The 16,314-nt window shown below is 42.6% G+C and carries 16 protein-coding genes and 1 riboswitch; all 16 genes read left to right on the top strand.

Going from position 1 to position 16,314, the window contains the following annotated elements; translation table 11 throughout:
- Positions 1–91: 91 nt before the first annotated feature.
- The 16 genes from CGZ90_RS07710 to CGZ90_RS07630 all read left to right on the top strand — a co-directional run bounded on the left by CGZ90_RS07710 (position 92) and on the right by CGZ90_RS07630 (position 16,061).
- Complete coding sequence (locus CGZ90_RS07710) at positions 92–1,237, top strand: sensor histidine kinase (RefSeq protein WP_094251716.1); 1,146 nt, start codon at positions 92–94, stop codon at positions 1,235–1,237.
- A gap of 13 nt (positions 1,238–1,250) precedes the next feature.
- Positions 1,251–1,973 carry a response regulator gene (locus CGZ90_RS07705; RefSeq protein WP_276206762.1) on the top strand — a complete coding sequence of 241 codons (723 nt, stop codon included), beginning with the start codon at positions 1,251–1,253 and terminating at the stop codon, positions 1,971–1,973.
- 417 nt (positions 1,974–2,390) lie between these two features.
- Complete coding sequence (locus CGZ90_RS07695) at positions 2,391–3,323, top strand: ROK family protein (RefSeq protein ID WP_094251714.1); 933 nt, start codon at positions 2,391–2,393, stop codon at positions 3,321–3,323.
- 121 nt (positions 3,324–3,444) lie between these two features.
- Positions 3,445–4,296, top strand: a complete 852-nt coding sequence (locus tag CGZ90_RS07690; protein WP_094251713.1) for a DegV family protein — start codon at positions 3,445–3,447, stop codon at positions 4,294–4,296.
- 17 nt (positions 4,297–4,313) lie between these two features.
- The gene (locus CGZ90_RS07685; RefSeq protein ID WP_094251712.1) at positions 4,314–5,693 is read left to right on the top strand and encodes an ATP-dependent helicase ComFA; all 1,380 of its coding nucleotides are present in this window, start codon (positions 4,314–4,316) and stop codon (positions 5,691–5,693) included.
- Positions 5,690–6,391: a ComFC family protein gene (locus CGZ90_RS07680; protein ID WP_094251711.1), complete on the top strand. Its 702-nt coding sequence runs from the start codon at positions 5,690–5,692 to the stop codon at positions 6,389–6,391. The genes CGZ90_RS07685 and CGZ90_RS07680 overlap by 4 nt, the downstream gene beginning before the upstream one ends.
- Positions 6,392–6,459: 68 nt before the next feature.
- On the top strand, positions 6,460–6,849 hold the full coding sequence (locus CGZ90_RS07675; protein ID WP_094251710.1) for a TIGR03826 family flagellar region protein: 390 nt from the start codon (positions 6,460–6,462) through the stop codon (positions 6,847–6,849).
- 123 nt (positions 6,850–6,972) lie between these two features.
- Positions 6,973–7,239, top strand: a complete 267-nt coding sequence (gene flgM, locus CGZ90_RS07670; protein WP_094251709.1) for a flagellar biosynthesis anti-sigma factor FlgM — start codon at positions 6,973–6,975, stop codon at positions 7,237–7,239.
- 9 nt (positions 7,240–7,248) lie between these two features.
- On the top strand, positions 7,249–7,707 hold the full coding sequence (locus CGZ90_RS07665) for a flagellar protein FlgN (RefSeq protein ID WP_094251708.1): 459 nt from the start codon (positions 7,249–7,251) through the stop codon (positions 7,705–7,707).
- 20 nt (positions 7,708–7,727) lie between these two features.
- A complete protein-coding gene (gene flgK / locus CGZ90_RS07660) occupies positions 7,728–9,245 on the top strand; it encodes a flagellar hook-associated protein FlgK (RefSeq protein ID WP_094251707.1) in 1,518 nt (505 codons plus the stop codon).
- Positions 9,246–9,255: 10 nt separating this feature from the next.
- The gene (gene flgL / locus CGZ90_RS07655; protein ID WP_094251706.1) at positions 9,256–10,149 is read left to right on the top strand and encodes a flagellar hook-associated protein FlgL; all 894 of its coding nucleotides are present in this window, start codon (positions 9,256–9,258) and stop codon (positions 10,147–10,149) included.
- A 91-nt stretch (positions 10,150–10,240) separates the two neighbouring features.
- Entirely contained in the window at positions 10,241–10,816 is a 576-nt protein-coding gene (locus CGZ90_RS07650; RefSeq protein WP_094251705.1) for a DUF6470 family protein, read from the top strand.
- Between the two features lie 12 nt (positions 10,817–10,828).
- Positions 10,829–11,257, top strand: coding sequence for a flagellar assembly protein FliW (gene fliW, locus CGZ90_RS07645; RefSeq protein ID WP_094251704.1), 429 nt, complete (start codon positions 10,829–10,831; stop codon positions 11,255–11,257).
- Position 11,258: 1 nt separating this feature from the next.
- Positions 11,259–11,486 (top strand): carbon storage regulator CsrA, encoded by a 228-nt coding sequence (gene csrA, locus CGZ90_RS07640; protein WP_094251703.1) that lies wholly within the window; start codon positions 11,259–11,261, stop codon positions 11,484–11,486.
- 142 nt (positions 11,487–11,628) lie between these two features.
- Positions 11,629–12,453: a flagellin N-terminal helical domain-containing protein gene (locus CGZ90_RS07635; protein ID WP_094251702.1), complete on the top strand. Its 825-nt coding sequence runs from the start codon at positions 11,629–11,631 to the stop codon at positions 12,451–12,453.
- 119 nt (positions 12,454–12,572) lie between these two features.
- Complete coding sequence (locus tag CGZ90_RS07630) at positions 12,573–16,061, top strand: Ig-like domain-containing protein (RefSeq protein WP_094251701.1); 3,489 nt, start codon at positions 12,573–12,575, stop codon at positions 16,059–16,061.
- Positions 16,062–16,151: 90 nt separating this feature from the next.
- A riboswitch (cyclic di-GMP riboswitch) is annotated at positions 16,152–16,236 on the top strand.
- Positions 16,237–16,314: the final 78 nt, after the last annotated feature.

Below are 16,314 nucleotides of genomic sequence, written 5' to 3'. Positions count from 1 at the left end.
CCTAGACAAAAAGACCTGTAAAAAAATTAGGTAAGATGGTTCTAGTTATAAGGTTCTGTTTTCTTTACTGTTTTAATTGGAGGAAATTTACATGTCGGCAAAACTGGCTCTTGATCCTAGATTATTGGACGGTATTTTAGATAAAACCATCGATACGGTAAAAGAAAGCAAAACGCAGATTTTCGACATCAGCGAGCATTCGCGCCAAGAATTCATTACGCTTTCACAGGAACTAGAGATGGTGAAAGACCAGGTGCTCGATACGATTGCAAGGACGGATGTGCTCGAAGCTGCTGCTAGAGAAGCGCGTTCGCGCCTGGCCGAGGTGAGCAAGCATTTTCAGAAGTACAGCGAAAGCGATATTCGCGAGTGCTATGAAAACGCGAACCACATCCAGATCGAACTGTCGATTATCCGCCAGACAGAAAAACAGCTTCGCGAAAAGAGGGATGACCTCGAACGCCGCCTGCTTGCTCTCAAAGATACGGTAAGTAAAGCAGAATTGCTGACAAGTCAGATTTCGGTCGTGCTTACATATTTAAGCGGCGATCTGAAAAAGCTGAACGAACTCGTCCAGGACGCTCAGCAGAAACAGGAATTCGGGCTTCAAATCATCGAAGCACAAGAGGAAGAACGTAAGAGAGTTTCTCGTGAAATTCATGACGGACCAGCTCAGCTTATGGCAAATGTCCTTATCCGTTCCGAACTCATCGAAAAAATCTTCATCGAGAGAGGAACAGATGCAGCGCATGCCGAAATCAAGGATTTAAGGGAAATGGTCAGAGGAGCGCTGAAGGAAGTGCGCCGAATCATCTACGATCTGCGGCCGATGGCACTAGACGATCTTGGACTCGTTCCTACGCTGCGTAAGTATTTGCGCAATGTTGAGGAAAGCCAAAAGGTCAATATCAGCTTGCAGTCGCTCGGTAAAGAAATGCGTTTTCCGACAAAAATGGAGATCGCGCTGTTCCGGCTTGTACAGGAATCTGTCAGCAATGCCTGCAAACATGCCGAATCAGATGAAATACAAGTAAAGCTTGAGTTTACGTCAAAATTCGTTACACTTTATATTAAAGATAACGGAAAAGGCTTCGATATGAAACAGCCCCAGAAAACCAACTCGTTCGGCCTTATGGGCATGAGGGAGAGGGTCGAGCTGCTCGAAGGCACTTTAAAAATCAATTCACGGCCGAAATTCGGCACAAGTGTATACATTCAAATTCCGATACAGAATTGAGGAGGGACTCAACATGCCAAATTTAAATATGGTGGATTCCAGTTCAACAGACAAAACGACAATCGCAATCATCGACGACCACCGCTTATTCCGCGAAGGAGTCAAACGAATTCTGGATATGGAAGACAATTTTTCAGTTGTAGCGGAAGGTGATGACGGATCTGAAGCGGAAGAAATCGTCCGCGACCACAACCCGGACGTCGTCCTGATGGACATTAACATGCCGCACGTGAACGGAGTCGAAGCAACTCGCCGTCTGATAGAAAAAGCGCCTGACACAAAGGTTATCATCCTATCGATCCACGATGATGAAACATACGTGTCACACGCCGTACAAACCGGTGCATCAGGATACTTGCTGAAAGAGATGGACGCCGATTCATTGATCGAAGCGGTCCGCGTCGTAGCTGACGGAGGTGCGTACCTTCACCCGAAGATTACGTACAACCTGCTGAACGAATTCCGCCGTCTTTCCACTAACCCGAAAGACGACAAAAATGTCGGCTTCCAAGAAGTCGAATACCGCAAGCCGCTCCACATCCTGACCCGCCGCGAATGCGAAGTCCTTCAGCTCCTAGCTGACGGCCGCAGCAACCGCACAATCGGTGAAGAGCTGTTCATTTCCGAGAAAACAGTTAAAAACCATGTGAGTAACATTCTGCAAAAGATGAACGTTAACGACCGTACCCAGGCAGTAGTAGAAGCTATCAAAAATGGCTGGGTCAAGGTGAGATAACCTACAGATATTAGATTGAAAAGAGGCTTTGCTGGCGGTGTATGCTGCCGGGGGGCCTCTTTTCTTTGTGGAGGCCCCTCTGAGAGGGAGCTAGGGACCGCCGCCGACGTATAAGAGGGAAGCGCGGGCGCAATCTACACAAATGCGGGCGCAGAAAAGGAAAGCGCGGGCGCAATCTCAAAAATTGCGGGCGCCAAACAGCAATCCGCGGGCGCAAACGACTCATACGCGGGCCACTTTCCGTGATTTTACATTTCCCCAGCCCCAGCAAAAAGCCAATAAGCTAATTTTTTTGTTGGGTACCGTACCCCTCACACAAAAGCCCCCCCAAAAAAAGAGTTCACTCAAAATAGTTCTCTAGACTGCGCTATACTTGTATCATCATTAGGGTAAAGAGAAAAAACGGAGGTGAGGGGAATGGAAAAGGATTTTATTATCGCAGCGGATATAGGCGGGACGAATGTCGAGACAGCACTTTGCCGTTTGAATGGAGACATGATCACGAGCACAGAATTTTCAACGCAGGATCATATCAAAACTGGCATTGTTGAAGAGCTATGCCGGAGTGTAAATAAGATGCTGGATGAACAAGGGGTATCGATCAGCCAAGTGGCATGTGCCGGTATTGGTGTACCTGGTCTTGTTAATGTGAATGAAGGAATCGTATATAACGCCCCTAACCTGAAATGGAAGAACTATCATATAAAAGAAGCGGTTGAGCGGGAATTGAATATTCCGGCTTATATTGAAAATGATGTGAACGCAGGCTTGCTAGGCGAGGCAGCTTTTGGTGCAGCTCGCGGTAAAAAAGACGTCGTACTTATCATGATCGGCACGAGTATCGGTGCAGGGTTCATGATGGATGGAAAACTATACCGCGGCTCCAGCTGGGGAGCGGGCGAGATCGGCTATATGATCAGTGATTACGAATCGGCAGACAAAGGCTTCACTCCGATTAGAGAGGAATATGGTTTTTTGAGCAGCAAGATGGGCGGGTATGCAATTGCCAAGCTATATTCAGATCGTTCAGGAAAAAATGTGAAAACAGATGAGGTATTCCGCCTTGCGAATAACGGTGACGAGCTGGCGGCCTCTATCATAAAGGACGGCATCCTCCACCTCGGAATGGCTGTGACGAATATTGTTTCGATGCTAAACCCCGAGGTCTTGCTGTTTGGAGGAGGAGTCAGCCAAAATGGCGGGCAGTTTATACAAAAAATACATGAAATCGTGAAAAATAACGTTCCTTTTCCTGTGGAGTTGGGCATTTCATCACTCGGTGACCAGTCTGTCCTGTACGGTGCTGCTGCACTTTGCCAAAAAGAGCATCTGCACAAGTTGAAAAAATAAAGTACAATATGCCAAAGCCTTTCTTTAACTCGGTAAGTGTTTAATGAAACTTATTAGTTAATGATGTAAACTAGTAAGGTAGATAAACAGAGCTCAATCGAGCACAGGAAAGGAATTTACAATGGCTAAAGTTGCAATAATTACTGACAGTACCTCATATCTTCCTGAAAACCTGAGAGAAGAAAAGAACATTGTAATGATTCCGCTGAATGTCATCATCAACAATGAAACGTATAAAGAAGAAGTGGAATTGAGCAATGACGATTTTTACGATATGGTCGGGACTGAAGGCGCCCTTCCAAAAACTTCGCAGCCGGCAATCGGCGAACTGGTAGAGCTTCTTGAAAAACTTTCTGCAGATTATGACGAAGCTGTTATGATCACATTATCGAGCGGCATCAGTGGAACATATCAAAGCGCGGCTGCAGCAGGCGGAATGATTGAAGGAATCAAGCTTCATGTGTTTGACTCTGAAATCAGCTGTGCACCGCAAGGCTTTTACGTTGAAAAAGCAGCCGAGATGGCAGCTGCTGGTTCAGCAGGGGACGAAATTATGTATACATTAGAAGCGATGAAGGCACAGGGAATTCCCGCTTATTTTGTAGTCGACGACCTCAACCACCTGCACCGCGGCGGGCGCTTGAACACAGCGCAGCTTCTGGTCGGGAATTTTCTGCAGATTAAGCCGATCCTTCATTTTGAAGACAAAAAAATCGTCCCGTTTGAAAAAGTGCGCACAAAGAAAAAAGCGATTAAGCGCATTTATGAAATTATGGACAATGACATTCAGCCAGGTGATGATATCCGCGTCTGCGTGATTCATGCACGCCGGGAGGAAGAAGCGAAAGAAATACTCGCTGAAATTCTTGAAAAGTATCCGCACGCTGACATCACGATGAGCTATTTCGGACCAGTCATCGGAACGCATCTAGGCGAAGGATCTCTCGGTATTACTTGGTATAAAAAAAGATAATCGTAAGGAGGTTTCATATGAACTTCTTTGACGAAACTTCTCCGGACCGCATCAATGAAACGTTGATGCGGTTTTTGTATGGCCGCATTCTGCTTCGTGAAGAACTTCCATTTAGTGACGAAGAGTTAAGAGATTCGGCTGCTGTCCGCAGCGCAGGTGTCTTGAGAGTGAACGGTCGCTTTGTGTGCAACCGCTGTGAAAATAACGAGCAGCAGCTGTTTGCCAGTTTTAGCTGCTTTCGCTGCAAGCGGGAAAGTTGCCATTATTGCCGGCATTGCATCATGATGGGGCGGGTGAGTGAGTGCTCAGAACTATTTGAAGCAAGTAGTGAGCATGAAACTTGGCCGGTACATAATTCATCATTATCGTGGGAAGGGACGCTATCTCCTTGGCAGGCAAAAGGGAGCGAGGCGATTTTAGATGCTATTGATAAAAAAGGAGAGCTGTTAATCTGGGCAGTATGCGGAGCCGGTAAGACAGAAATTCTTTTCCGAGGAATTGAAAAGGCTCTTACTTTAGGCGAACGCATATGTATTGCCACTCCCCGGACAGATGTTGTGCTTGAGTTAGCACCACGTATAAAGGATGTTTTTCCAGAAGTGAAGGTTTCCGCGCTGTACGGCGGATCAGAAGAAAAAGACTGCCCAGGACAGATCATCATCTCTACCACACACCAGCTGTACCGATTTAAACAAGCGTTTAACACCGTAATCGTGGATGAGGTGGACGCTTTTCCATACAGTTACGAACAAACCCTTCAAAATGCCGTGAAAAAAGCTGCCAGAACCAATGCCTTATTCATCTACTTAACCGCGACTCCTGATAAGAAGCTAAAAAAACGAGCTGAAACTGGAAAGCTTCAGCACGTTAAAATACCGCGAAGGTTCCACGGCAGGCCGCTGCCGGTGCCGAAGTTCAAGTCAAGCTGGAATTGGCATAAGGAGCTGAAAAAGGGAAAACTGCCTAAGCCTATTTTGAATTGGTTACGTACACTTCAAGAAACAGATCGGAGCGGTTTTTTATTTATCCCATCCATCAAATTACTGGAAACTTTTCTTCCCAGCATTCAGAACATTTTCCCTTCAGCAGAAAGCGTCCATTCAGAGGATCCCAACAGAAAAGAAAAAGTGTTAAGGTTCCGGAACAAGGAAATAAAGTTGCTCGTTACGACGACCATTCTTGAAAGAGGTGTAACGGTGCCGAAGCTCGATGTAGCTGTGCTTGGAGCTGAAGAAGATATTTTCACAGAGAGCGCTCTCGTTCAGATTGCCGGTAGAGCCGGGCGCAAGGCAGATGACACGAACGGGAGTGTGACATTTTTTCACCACGTAAAATCAGAAGCGATGAACCGTGCTGTCCGCCAGATTAACTTGATGAACAAGGAGGGCGGGAAATGAGCAGGTGTCTTTATTGTTTTACTCCTTACGCTTTTCCACTGTCGTGGGAGAGTCTTTTCAACCTGCACACAGACAATGGACTTTGCGAGGAGTGCTCAGAAAAACTTGAGGAAATAAATGGAGATATATGTGAAATGTGCGGACGACCTTTTTCATTATTTCCCGAGCAATATCGACAAGAAAATACGTGTAATGACTGCGTGAGGTGGGAGAGTGACATTGTATGGACCGGGATTTTGGCGGGAAACAGGTCGCTTTATGTCTATAATCCGTTCATGCAGGAAATGCTGTCGAAATATAAATACCGTGGTGACGCTGAGCTTGCCAAGGTATTTTATAATACTGCTAGAAAAATGTATAAAAAGGAATTTCAAAAACATATACTCGTTCCGATTCCATTAAGCGAAGAGCGCCATCTTGAACGAGGATTTAATCAATCACTCTTAATTGCAGAAGGAATGGGACCAGTCCACAATGTGCTGATCAGAACATCGCATGAGCAAAAACAGAGCAAAAAGAATCGTGCTGAGCGAATGAATATGGAGAATAAACCGTTCGAGGCTGTTGAGGATGTCTCGGGAAAGAAGGTACTGTTGATTGACGACGTGTATACAACGGGTTCCACGATCCGGCAGGCAGCTAAAACTCTTCGTGACGCCGGAGCAAGTTCAGTTTCCTCACTTACTCTTGCACGCTAGCATTAAACAAACAAATTCAGATGCCGATACAATGACAAAAGAGACGTTTAAAGGAGCGTTCTGGAGTTATGGAATTAACCAACTGCAGCGAGTGCGGCAAACTGTATGTTCAATATGTAAGAGACACGTGCGATGCGTGCTACGTAAATGAGGAAAAACAGTATGAGGCGGTATATAAGTTCATCCGCCGCAGCGAGAACCGTTTGGCAACTTTGATGGAAACTCATATAAAAACCGGTGTGCCAGAGAAGACGATCATCAAGTTTATTCACCAAGGCAGGATCCGTGTGAAGGACTTTCCGAACTTCGCCTACCCATGTGACGGCTGCGGAGCACCGATGACTGATGGAAGGCTGTGCCAGGTTTGTAAGGACAGTATTAAAAAGGATCTCGATTTAGAAGATCTTATACGGCAAAAGCAGGCGGAAATGAGAGGTTCTTACTATACAGAGAAGTAGAAAGAAATAGTCATTTCGTCCATTAAAATATTAATAATTATGCCGATACTAGGACTATAGAGAAGATGTATCGGTTTGTTTTTTGGACTTTAGGAAAGATATCTTTTTAAAGAGGTGAACAAAATGAAAATTAATAACTTTAACCCAATACACAATAACCCATATAAAAAGCAAATGAACGAAGCAGCTGGACAGAGCAAGCAGACACCTCAGAAGCGTGACGAAATCAATATTTCTTCTGAAGCAAAAAATCTTCATACACAGCTGAAGCTCGATGCAGAGCGCAAAGCGAAAGTGGAAGAAATTAAAAAGCAGGTCGAGAACGGAACATATCAAGTACAGCCAGAGAAAACTGCAAAATCTTTCTTGGATTTCTGGCGTAAACAATAGGAGGCAGTGATGGAAGCTGCAAAAATGATAGCTTTGCTAGATAAGCTGAACAGCGTACATCAGGAGCTTATATCGCTGGGCCAGCGTAAAACAGAGGCCGTGAAAAAGGGCGAGATGATGATTCTTAATGCGCTGCTGAAGGAAGAAGACATCCATACGAAAAAATTGCAGCAGATTGATGCGGAACGGACGATGCACTTTGGCAGCAGGACGCTGTCAGACATCATGGCAAGCTGTGCATCAGCTGATCAAGAAAGACTAAGCGAGCTGCAGCAGGAAATACAGCTAAACTATGAGACTCTAAAGCAAGTGAATGAGCTGAATCAGCAGCTGCTTCATCAGTCATTGCAGGTGGTGAATTTGACACTCGACATGATGATGCCTGAAGCTGAGCCGGTAAACTATACAAAGCCGCAAATGAAGGGATACGGCACAGCAGGCACATCCCTTTTTGACTCAAAAGCGTAATAGATACGGAGGAATAACAGATGCGTTCAACTTTCCATGGCCTTGAAACAGCAAGGCGGGGCATGTACACACAGCAGTCAGCATTGATGACGACAGGACATAATATTGCTAATGCCAACACTCCCGGTTTCAGCCGCCAGCGTATTAACTTTGTCGGGACTGAACCTTATCCAGCTGCAGCGCGCAACCGTCCTGAAGTTCCAGGTCAGATGGGAACAGGTGTTAAAGCAGGTTCTGTCCAGCGCATACGTGAAGGCTTCCTTGATGTACAGTTCCGCGGCGAGAACAACAAGTTTGGCTATTGGAACGCAAAAAGCGAAGCACTTGAAAAGATGGAAGACATCATGAACGAGCCATCTGAAAACGGACTTTCTAAGACACTCGACCGTTTCTGGCAGTCGCTTCAAGATCTATCCGTCAACCCTGAAGACTCAGGAGCACGCTCGGTCGTACGCCAGCGCGGGATCGCAGTGGCCGAAACGTTTAATTATCTATCAAACTCTCTGACTACTATTCAATCAGACATAAAGAGCCAGGCCGAAATGAGTGTTCAGGAAATAAACTCATTGGCTTCGCAAATCAACAACATCAACCTACAGATTAAAGAGGTTGAGCCACATGGTTATCTTCCGAATGACCTGTATGATGAGCGCGACAATCTTATGGACAAGCTGTCACAGCTCGTGAACGTTCAGAAGACGAAGCAGGAAAGCGGTGGCCAGGCGCTTAAGATTGCGGAAGGCATGTATAAGGTAGAAATCGTAGATAAAGATGGCAACGCGTTTACATTGGTTGATACAGGGGCAAATCCCTCTGTGTTAAATCCTGTTTCCGTCAATTATGGAGCGAACGGCTACGCAGACTCTGTCTCGGTAGGCGGAAGCCAGATTACAGTGGCTGGTCTTTCCGGCGGGACATTAAAGGGTCAATTGGAGAGCTTCGGCTACAATGAAGGTGGAGCGGTTAAAGGTGAGTATCATGAGATGCTTGCAAGCCTTGATGAAATGGCCTATTACTTTGCCAATTCCTTCAATGATGCTCATTCCGTTGGATGGAGCATTGATAGCATTAAATCGGGAATGAAGACTTCTTATCAATTTTTTGATGGGTTAGCGGGTGGTCCTGCAGGAGCAGCGAAAGACCTAAAACTTCATATAGACATGGACAACCTGGATCATATTGCAGCTGCCAAGAGCCCATACAGCGGGGACGGCAGCAACGCTCTTACTCTATCTGATGTTAAAAATAATGATTTGCCGTTTTCTTCAGGTGCTACAAGTCTACAAAGCTATTATGAAGGCAGGATTGGAAAGATGGCAGTTGCAACTCAGCAGGCTGTCCGTTTAACGCATAACTCTCAAGTTTTGGCTGAAGCAGTTGAACAGCGCCGTACATCGATAAGCGGTGTATCAATAGATGAAGAAATGACGAACATGATCCAGTTTCAGCACGCATACAATGCGGCTGCCCGAAGCATCACAGTAGTCGATGAAATGCTTGATAAAATCATAAACGGCATGGGCGTCGGCGGAAGGTAGGGAATAATCTATGCGAGTGACACAAAACATGCTGTCCAATAACATGCTTCGCCACATCAGCGACAGCTACAGACGAATGGACAAAACACAGGAACAGCTCACAACAGGCAAGAAAATCAGCCGACCGTCCGATGATCCTGTCGTTGCGATGAAGGGGATGGCTTATCGGACTGGATTGACGGAAGTTGAGCAGTTTAAGAGGAATCTTTCTGAAGCGTATAATTGGGTTGAGAATAGTGATGCTGCACTTGATAAAGCGACGAGTGTGCTGCAACGTATACGTGAGCTGACTGTGCAGGCGAGCAATGATACCTTGGATGCTTCACAAAAAGCAATGATTGGCGAAGAAGTGACTCAATTGAAAGAGCATTTGGTTTCCATCGCTAATACACAGGTAGCAGGCAAGTACATCTTTAATGGAAATGATACGAAAAACTCTCCTGTTGATTTAGAGAAGGCTAAAATATCTAATAACAGTAATTATGTAAGTATTGAGCTTTCTAAAGGAATTCCGGTTTCTGTTAATATTAATGCGACAAAAGTATTCACTTACAATACAGGATCTCCAGAAACAGGACTGTTTGGTGATATCCAGGAACTTGAAAAGGCTCTTAATGGTACAGGAACAATGCCAATTGCTAGCTTTATCGATAAACTTGAATCCAATATAAACAATATTGTCGGAGAAAGAGCAGAACTTGGAGCAAGGTATAATCGCATTGAGCTCATTGATGCCCGTGTCAGTGAGCAGGAAGTAATTGCTAACAGAGTATTATCCGATAATGAAGATGCAGAGATAGAGCGTGTTATCACTGACCTTAAAATGCAGGAAAGTGTACACCGCGCTGCACTTGGGGTTGGAGCAAGAATCGTTCAGCCTTCTTTACTGGACTTTTTAAGATAAATAATAGAGGCTGACCAAGACAGCATGTTTTGGGCGGCTTTTTTTTTATAGCAGAACAGCCATTAGCTCGGAATAAAGGAGCGTAGATCAAATGAACTCCGTTACACTTAAAATACAGTCGACTCCCGGACTTATCGAATTGAGCCGAGAGAAGCCAGTACAAGAAATACATCAGCCTGCTGCAGAAATGACAATTATACAAAAGCCTGCAGAATTAACTATGGAACGTACTCCTGGAAAGCTATCCATTGATCAGACTAAAGCACGTGAAGATATGGATTTAAAGAGTGTTTTTAAACGGACGGAAGAAGCTGCACAAAATGGTTACAATGACTGGCTGGCTGGTATGGCCCGATTATCTCAACAGGGTGACGAACTGATGAGAATTGAGAATGGTGGCAATCCTCTTGCTTTTCAGGTTGCTGAAAACAGTGCCAGCCCACAGTACGATTTTAATATTGGCTTTATTCCTTCTCACTTTAGTGTCAAAATTAATTATCAACCTTCTATTCTACAAATCAATTGGAAGACAAACTTACCTGAAATAAATATTACTGCCAACGAACCGGAGCATACATATACACCAGGTTCAGTATCTGTAAGTATGAAACAATGGCCATCTTTAACAATTGAAGTCTTAGGACTTGAAATCGATGAAAAAAAATAAAGGGAGAATAACATGCTAATTGAAACAAAGTATGATCAACAAGTTGAAGTAAAGAAAGAGGATATAATCCAATTCGATAACGGTATACCAGGATTTGAAGATGAAACGGAATTTGTACTTGTGCCGTTTGAGGAAACCGTATTTTCACTCTTACAATCAGTTCACACGAAAAATCTGGCATTCATGACTGCCGAACCATTTTACTTTTTTCCCGATTACCATTTTGACTTGCCTGACTCTGCAATAAAGCAACTGGACATCACGATCCCTGAAGATGTGAATGTTCTAGTAATCATTACTGCGACTGATCCTTTTGTTAAATCGACAGTTAATCTACAGGGACCGATTATTATCAACACAAAGAACAACCGGGCAAAACAAGTAGTCCTAAACGACAGCTCCTACACAACACGACATCCTTTAATAGGCAAGGAGAGATAATATGCTCGTACTCACACGGAAACTTCAGGAAGCAATAAAAATAGGAGATGATATTGAGGTTACTGTCCTTGCTGTGGAAGGGGAGCAGGTTAAACTTGGCATAAGCGCTCCAAAATATGTAGAGATACACCGTAAAGAAATCTATGTATCCATACAGGAAGAAAACAGTAAAGCGGCCAGCCCTTTGATTTCCTTAGATCAAATAAAAAATTTCAAAAAAAGCAATTAACCTGCTAAAGATAATAGAGCAAGAGACGATATATGTATTGTAAGGACAAGCGTTACTTTTAGCGGCCGGTAAAAGTACGCTCGTTCAAAAAACAAACCAACCACAAGGATGTGGGCGGAACCATTTCAAGGAGGAAATTATTATGAGAATCAATCACAATATCGCTGCTCTTAACACGCACCGTCAATTGAACAGTGCTGCTAACGCACAATCAAAATCAATGGAAAAATTATCTTCAGGTCTTCGCATCAACCGTGCTGGTGATGATGCAGCTGGACTTGCTATTTCAGAAAAAATGCGCGGACAAATTCGTGGTTTAGATCAAGCATCCCGCAATGCTCAAGATGGTATCTCTCTTATTCAAACAGCTGAAGGCGGACTTAACGAAATTCATTCAATCTTACAGCGTCAACGTGAGCTTGCTGTTCAATCAGCGAACGACACTAACGTAGGTGCGGACCGTAACGCTCTAAAGGCTGAATTCGATCAGCTTTCTTCTGAAATTGAGAGAATTAAAGACAACACTACTTTCAATACAAAGCAACTTCTTGACGGTTCTGATGCCAATGGATTAATTCACGTTGGTGCTGATGCTGGTCAAACAATTACTATCGATTTCACTACTGCAGGTGTTGATGTTACAGCTGCTCATACTGCAGTTGCTGCACTTAATATCTCTACTCAAGCAGGAGCTGATGGGGCTGTTACGGCAGTACAGACTCAAATTGAATCTATTTCTTCAGGACGCTCTTACCTTGGTGCTCTTCAAAACCGTTTAGAGCACACAATCAACAACCTTAACAATGCTTCTGAAAACCTAACTGCAGCTGAGTCTCGTGTTCGTGACGTAGACATGGCTAAAGAAATGATGGAGCAGACGAAAAACTCTATCCTTTCACAAGCTGCTCAAGCTATGCTTGCACAAGCTAACCAACAGCCACAAGGTGTATTACAGCTTCTTCGTTAATCTAACAATATAGCCTTTATAAAGGTGAGCGGGCTCTGGGGAATCCTAGAGCCCATTTTTTTAGATAGAAACTAGTTCTAATGAACCATTACAATACAGCTAGTATGGGAGGGTTATACATGAGTAAAAAGCTGCTGAGGAAATTATTGAGTTTAGGAATCATATCTTTACTGCTCTTTCCGCAATGGATTGCATATGCCACAGATGTCATTATTGATGATCCGACTCCTGATCTAAAGGCACCACTATTAAATAATATAAATGTATCAAGCAATGAACTAAGTCCAACTAATTCTATAAAGGTAATAGCAGAAATATCTGATATACTATCTGGATTTAACTCAGGATACATAATTTACAAAAAGCCAAATAACCAAACAGTTGAAAAAGAATTTGTTTACAACTCGACAACTAATAAATATGAAGCGACACTGACAGCTGATCAAACAGATATTGCTGGTGAGTGGAGAGCAACAACCATTTATTTAAAAGATAAAAAAGACAATGATGTAACTTTGCATGACCAAACAATACAGCATAACGGTGAAAAAGTAGACTTTTCAAATATTCACCTAAATGTAAGCGGAGTTACACCTCCTCCAGAACCTACAGATAAAGAAGCTCCTCTATTACATGATATATTCGTAACTTCCCAACAAGTAAATGTAAATGAAAACATTGAAATAAAAGCCGATATTACAGATAACGAAACAGGTGTTTCTTATATTTATGCTGTTTATAAAAAGCCAAGTGGTAGTCATGAGTATATCTATCTTAATCAAAACAGCGAAGGTCAGTTTACAGGCACTCATACCATTGGGAAATATGAAGAAAGCGGTGACTGGTTATTAACCTCTCTTTATGTAAGTGATCGTGCAGGCAATTCCCAAACATACACTAGTTATTTAGACAATGAAGATAACCAAAAGAATTTTGAGCATTGCAAAGTAAATGTAAGCGGTACAATTGTGGATAATGAAGCACCGAAATTAGTATCCATATCTGTTGAATCTCAGCAAGTACAGGCTAATGAACAGATTAAAATTTCAGCTCAGGCAACAGATAACGAATCTGGTGCAGCATCAATACGTGCTGAATATGAAAAGCCTGACGGTTCTACACAATACGCATATCTATATAAAAATTCAGATGGTGTTTTTTCAGGAACAATTAGTATTGGTCAGTATGAAGAAAGAGGAAATTGGATTCTTAAAAGAGTTTATCTGGCAGATGCCGTAGGAAATAATCAAAGCATTACAAGTTATGAAGATAGCAGCGGCATTTTAAAGGACTTTACAAATTGTACAGTTGAAATTACCGGGACAACACCTGATAAGGAAGGGCCTGAGATTGTTCACCGTGAAATTAGTGTAGAGCAAATTTCATCTACCCAAGCTGCAGTCAAACTTGCAGTTGAAGTCAAGGATGATATTTCTGGGATCACTTACAGTTCCTTATCTGGAACATACAGCAAGCCAAGTGGAAGAACCTTGAATGTGAATTTCAAAAAAAACAACAGTCTCTATACGGCAACAATACTAATAGATAAGTTTGATGAAACAGGAACTTGGACGTTTCAAACCATGTCCATAAGAGATTGGTTAGGAAATGAAAATTCTCCTTCAACTAGAGCGCAGAATATTGCTTATTTTTCAGAACTTGATTTTAATGTAATGGGGAAAATCACAGTAACACCGGGGAGTCCGGAAAGCATTGATTTAGATGTACCTACTGAAATGAACAGCGGACAAACATTGCAGTTAAAGCCAATGTTAAAATATAGCAACCCTGCTGTAGCAGCTAAAGACATTACAAATGATAATAATACAAAATATTCTTCAACAAAAACTAATTTGCTTGCAATCACTTCTTCAGGATTAATGTCAGTGCCAAGCGAAGCAGATTCTGGAAATGTATTTGTAGAAGTTTCTTATGGGGAAATCAAAAAACAATTTGAAGTGAAAATCAATGGCGGCAGTATTGAATCTGTTCTGCAAGTTACACCCTTATCAACCATTTTACATGCCGGTAAGACCGAACAAATGAAAGTAGTTGAGGTCTACGACGGTGCCAGAAAAGATGTTACTAATTCTTCTACCGGGATAACTTATACTAGCAGTAATCCATCTCTAGTTACAATTAGTAAAGATGGCCTTATTCAAGCAGTTTCAGGTGATGTTCAAGGATCTGCAATCATTCAAGTAAAATATAACAACATGGTAAGTCAAACAAACGTAAAGGTAACAAAACCTGTTGCAACTTCCCTTGCTATTTCGCCAGCTGAAGAAGATTTATCTCTTACAAACAATAAATTACAATTTGTTGTGAAAGCTATTATGTCTGATGGCACTACAAGAGATGTAACAAAGGCTGACGCAGGAACAACATATACATCTTCAAATAAAGCTATTGCGCAAGTAAGCCCAGATGGATATGTATCAATTCCTGCCGATGCCAAAAGCGGAACTGTCACTATCACAGTAAACAGTAACAACTTACTAATAAAATCAGTATTGCACGTAACTGGCAATCCTGACTTGGTCAACGTTAACCTAGATTCTATTCCGTCAGAAATTAACATAGGAGAACAAGTTCAGCTTTCCTTCCAGTCAGAATGGTCTGATGGAACGGTAAAAGAAATCAATTTAGCTGATGTTACTTTTAATAGTTCAAGAAGCGATCGTGTGACTATTTCAGCCGAAGGTTTATTTGAATCATTTAGTGCAGGTACTTCAGAAATAGTTATAACATATGAAGGAAAAACGTTCTCAAAAACAACAAGGGTTCTGCCGCCAGCTTCTGTAACGAGCATTTACTTAGAAAATCCTCTTGTTGCTCAAATGAAAATCGGGGACAAAAGCAACATTAGCGGTGTCAAAGCAGTTTGGTCAAACGGGATTGTTACAGATTTAGCAATCCATGATTTAAAGTTTAGTAGTTCACGTCCGGATCGTGTATCAGTAAATACGGAGGGACTGTTAACTGCCATCTCAAGCGGAAGCAGTAATATCACAATAGAATATAACGGTCTAATCATCACTGCATCAGTTAAGGTTGAAGCTGCGGCAACCATTCTAAGTATTGAACTTGAAACACCGATACCTGCTGAAATGAAAATAGGACAAGAACATGTAATCGGCAAGGTAAGAGCAAAATGGACCAACGGTGATGTTACTGAAATTAACAGTGCCGAACTATTATACTTAAGCACACGCTCTGATCGCCTTTCTGTCAATGCGGATGGCAAGCTTAATGCTATATCTAGCGGCAGCAGTTACGTTGATGTAATTTATAAGGATAAGACAATTCGTACTGCAGTTAAGGTGACAGCAGGACCTACTTTAGTAGGTATTACATTAGGTACACCACTCCCTGTATCTATGAAAGTAGGAGAAGAATATACCATCAGCAATGTAAAAGCGAAATGGTCGAATGGAGAAGAAACAATATTAAGTAATTCTGCGCTCACGTTTACGAGCAGCCGATCAGATAGAATTTCAATAACAGCAGATGGAAAGCTTAAAGCAATTTCCGTGGGGACAAGTAATATTTCTATCTATTATTCTGGCTATCTGATTCAAACTAGTATTAAAGCAGTATCTTATTAATTCTGAATATGAAAAATAAATCAATTTTAGAAAAAAAAACTATTTAAGTAGGAATAAGGTAATGTTAATATTTACTTATTAAATAAATTTCAGTGAAAAAGGCAAATCACAGGAAACTGTGAGACGCAAAGCCATGGGCCTGTACCGACTATTCGGATGGCAGCCGGTTGCCACAAGGTATAGGGGAAAAGTCCTGACTATCTTGTCAGGGCTTTTTTGTGCGCTTTTTCCTGTGGAAAAGGAGGATATTAAA

This window comes from Fictibacillus aquaticus, assembly GCF_002245695.1.
GTDB lineage: Bacteria > Bacillota > Bacilli > Bacillales > Fictibacillaceae > Fictibacillus > Fictibacillus aquaticus.
The sequence above is the reverse complement of the archived record's forward strand: the minus strand, read 5'-3'. Positions and strand labels throughout refer to the sequence as shown.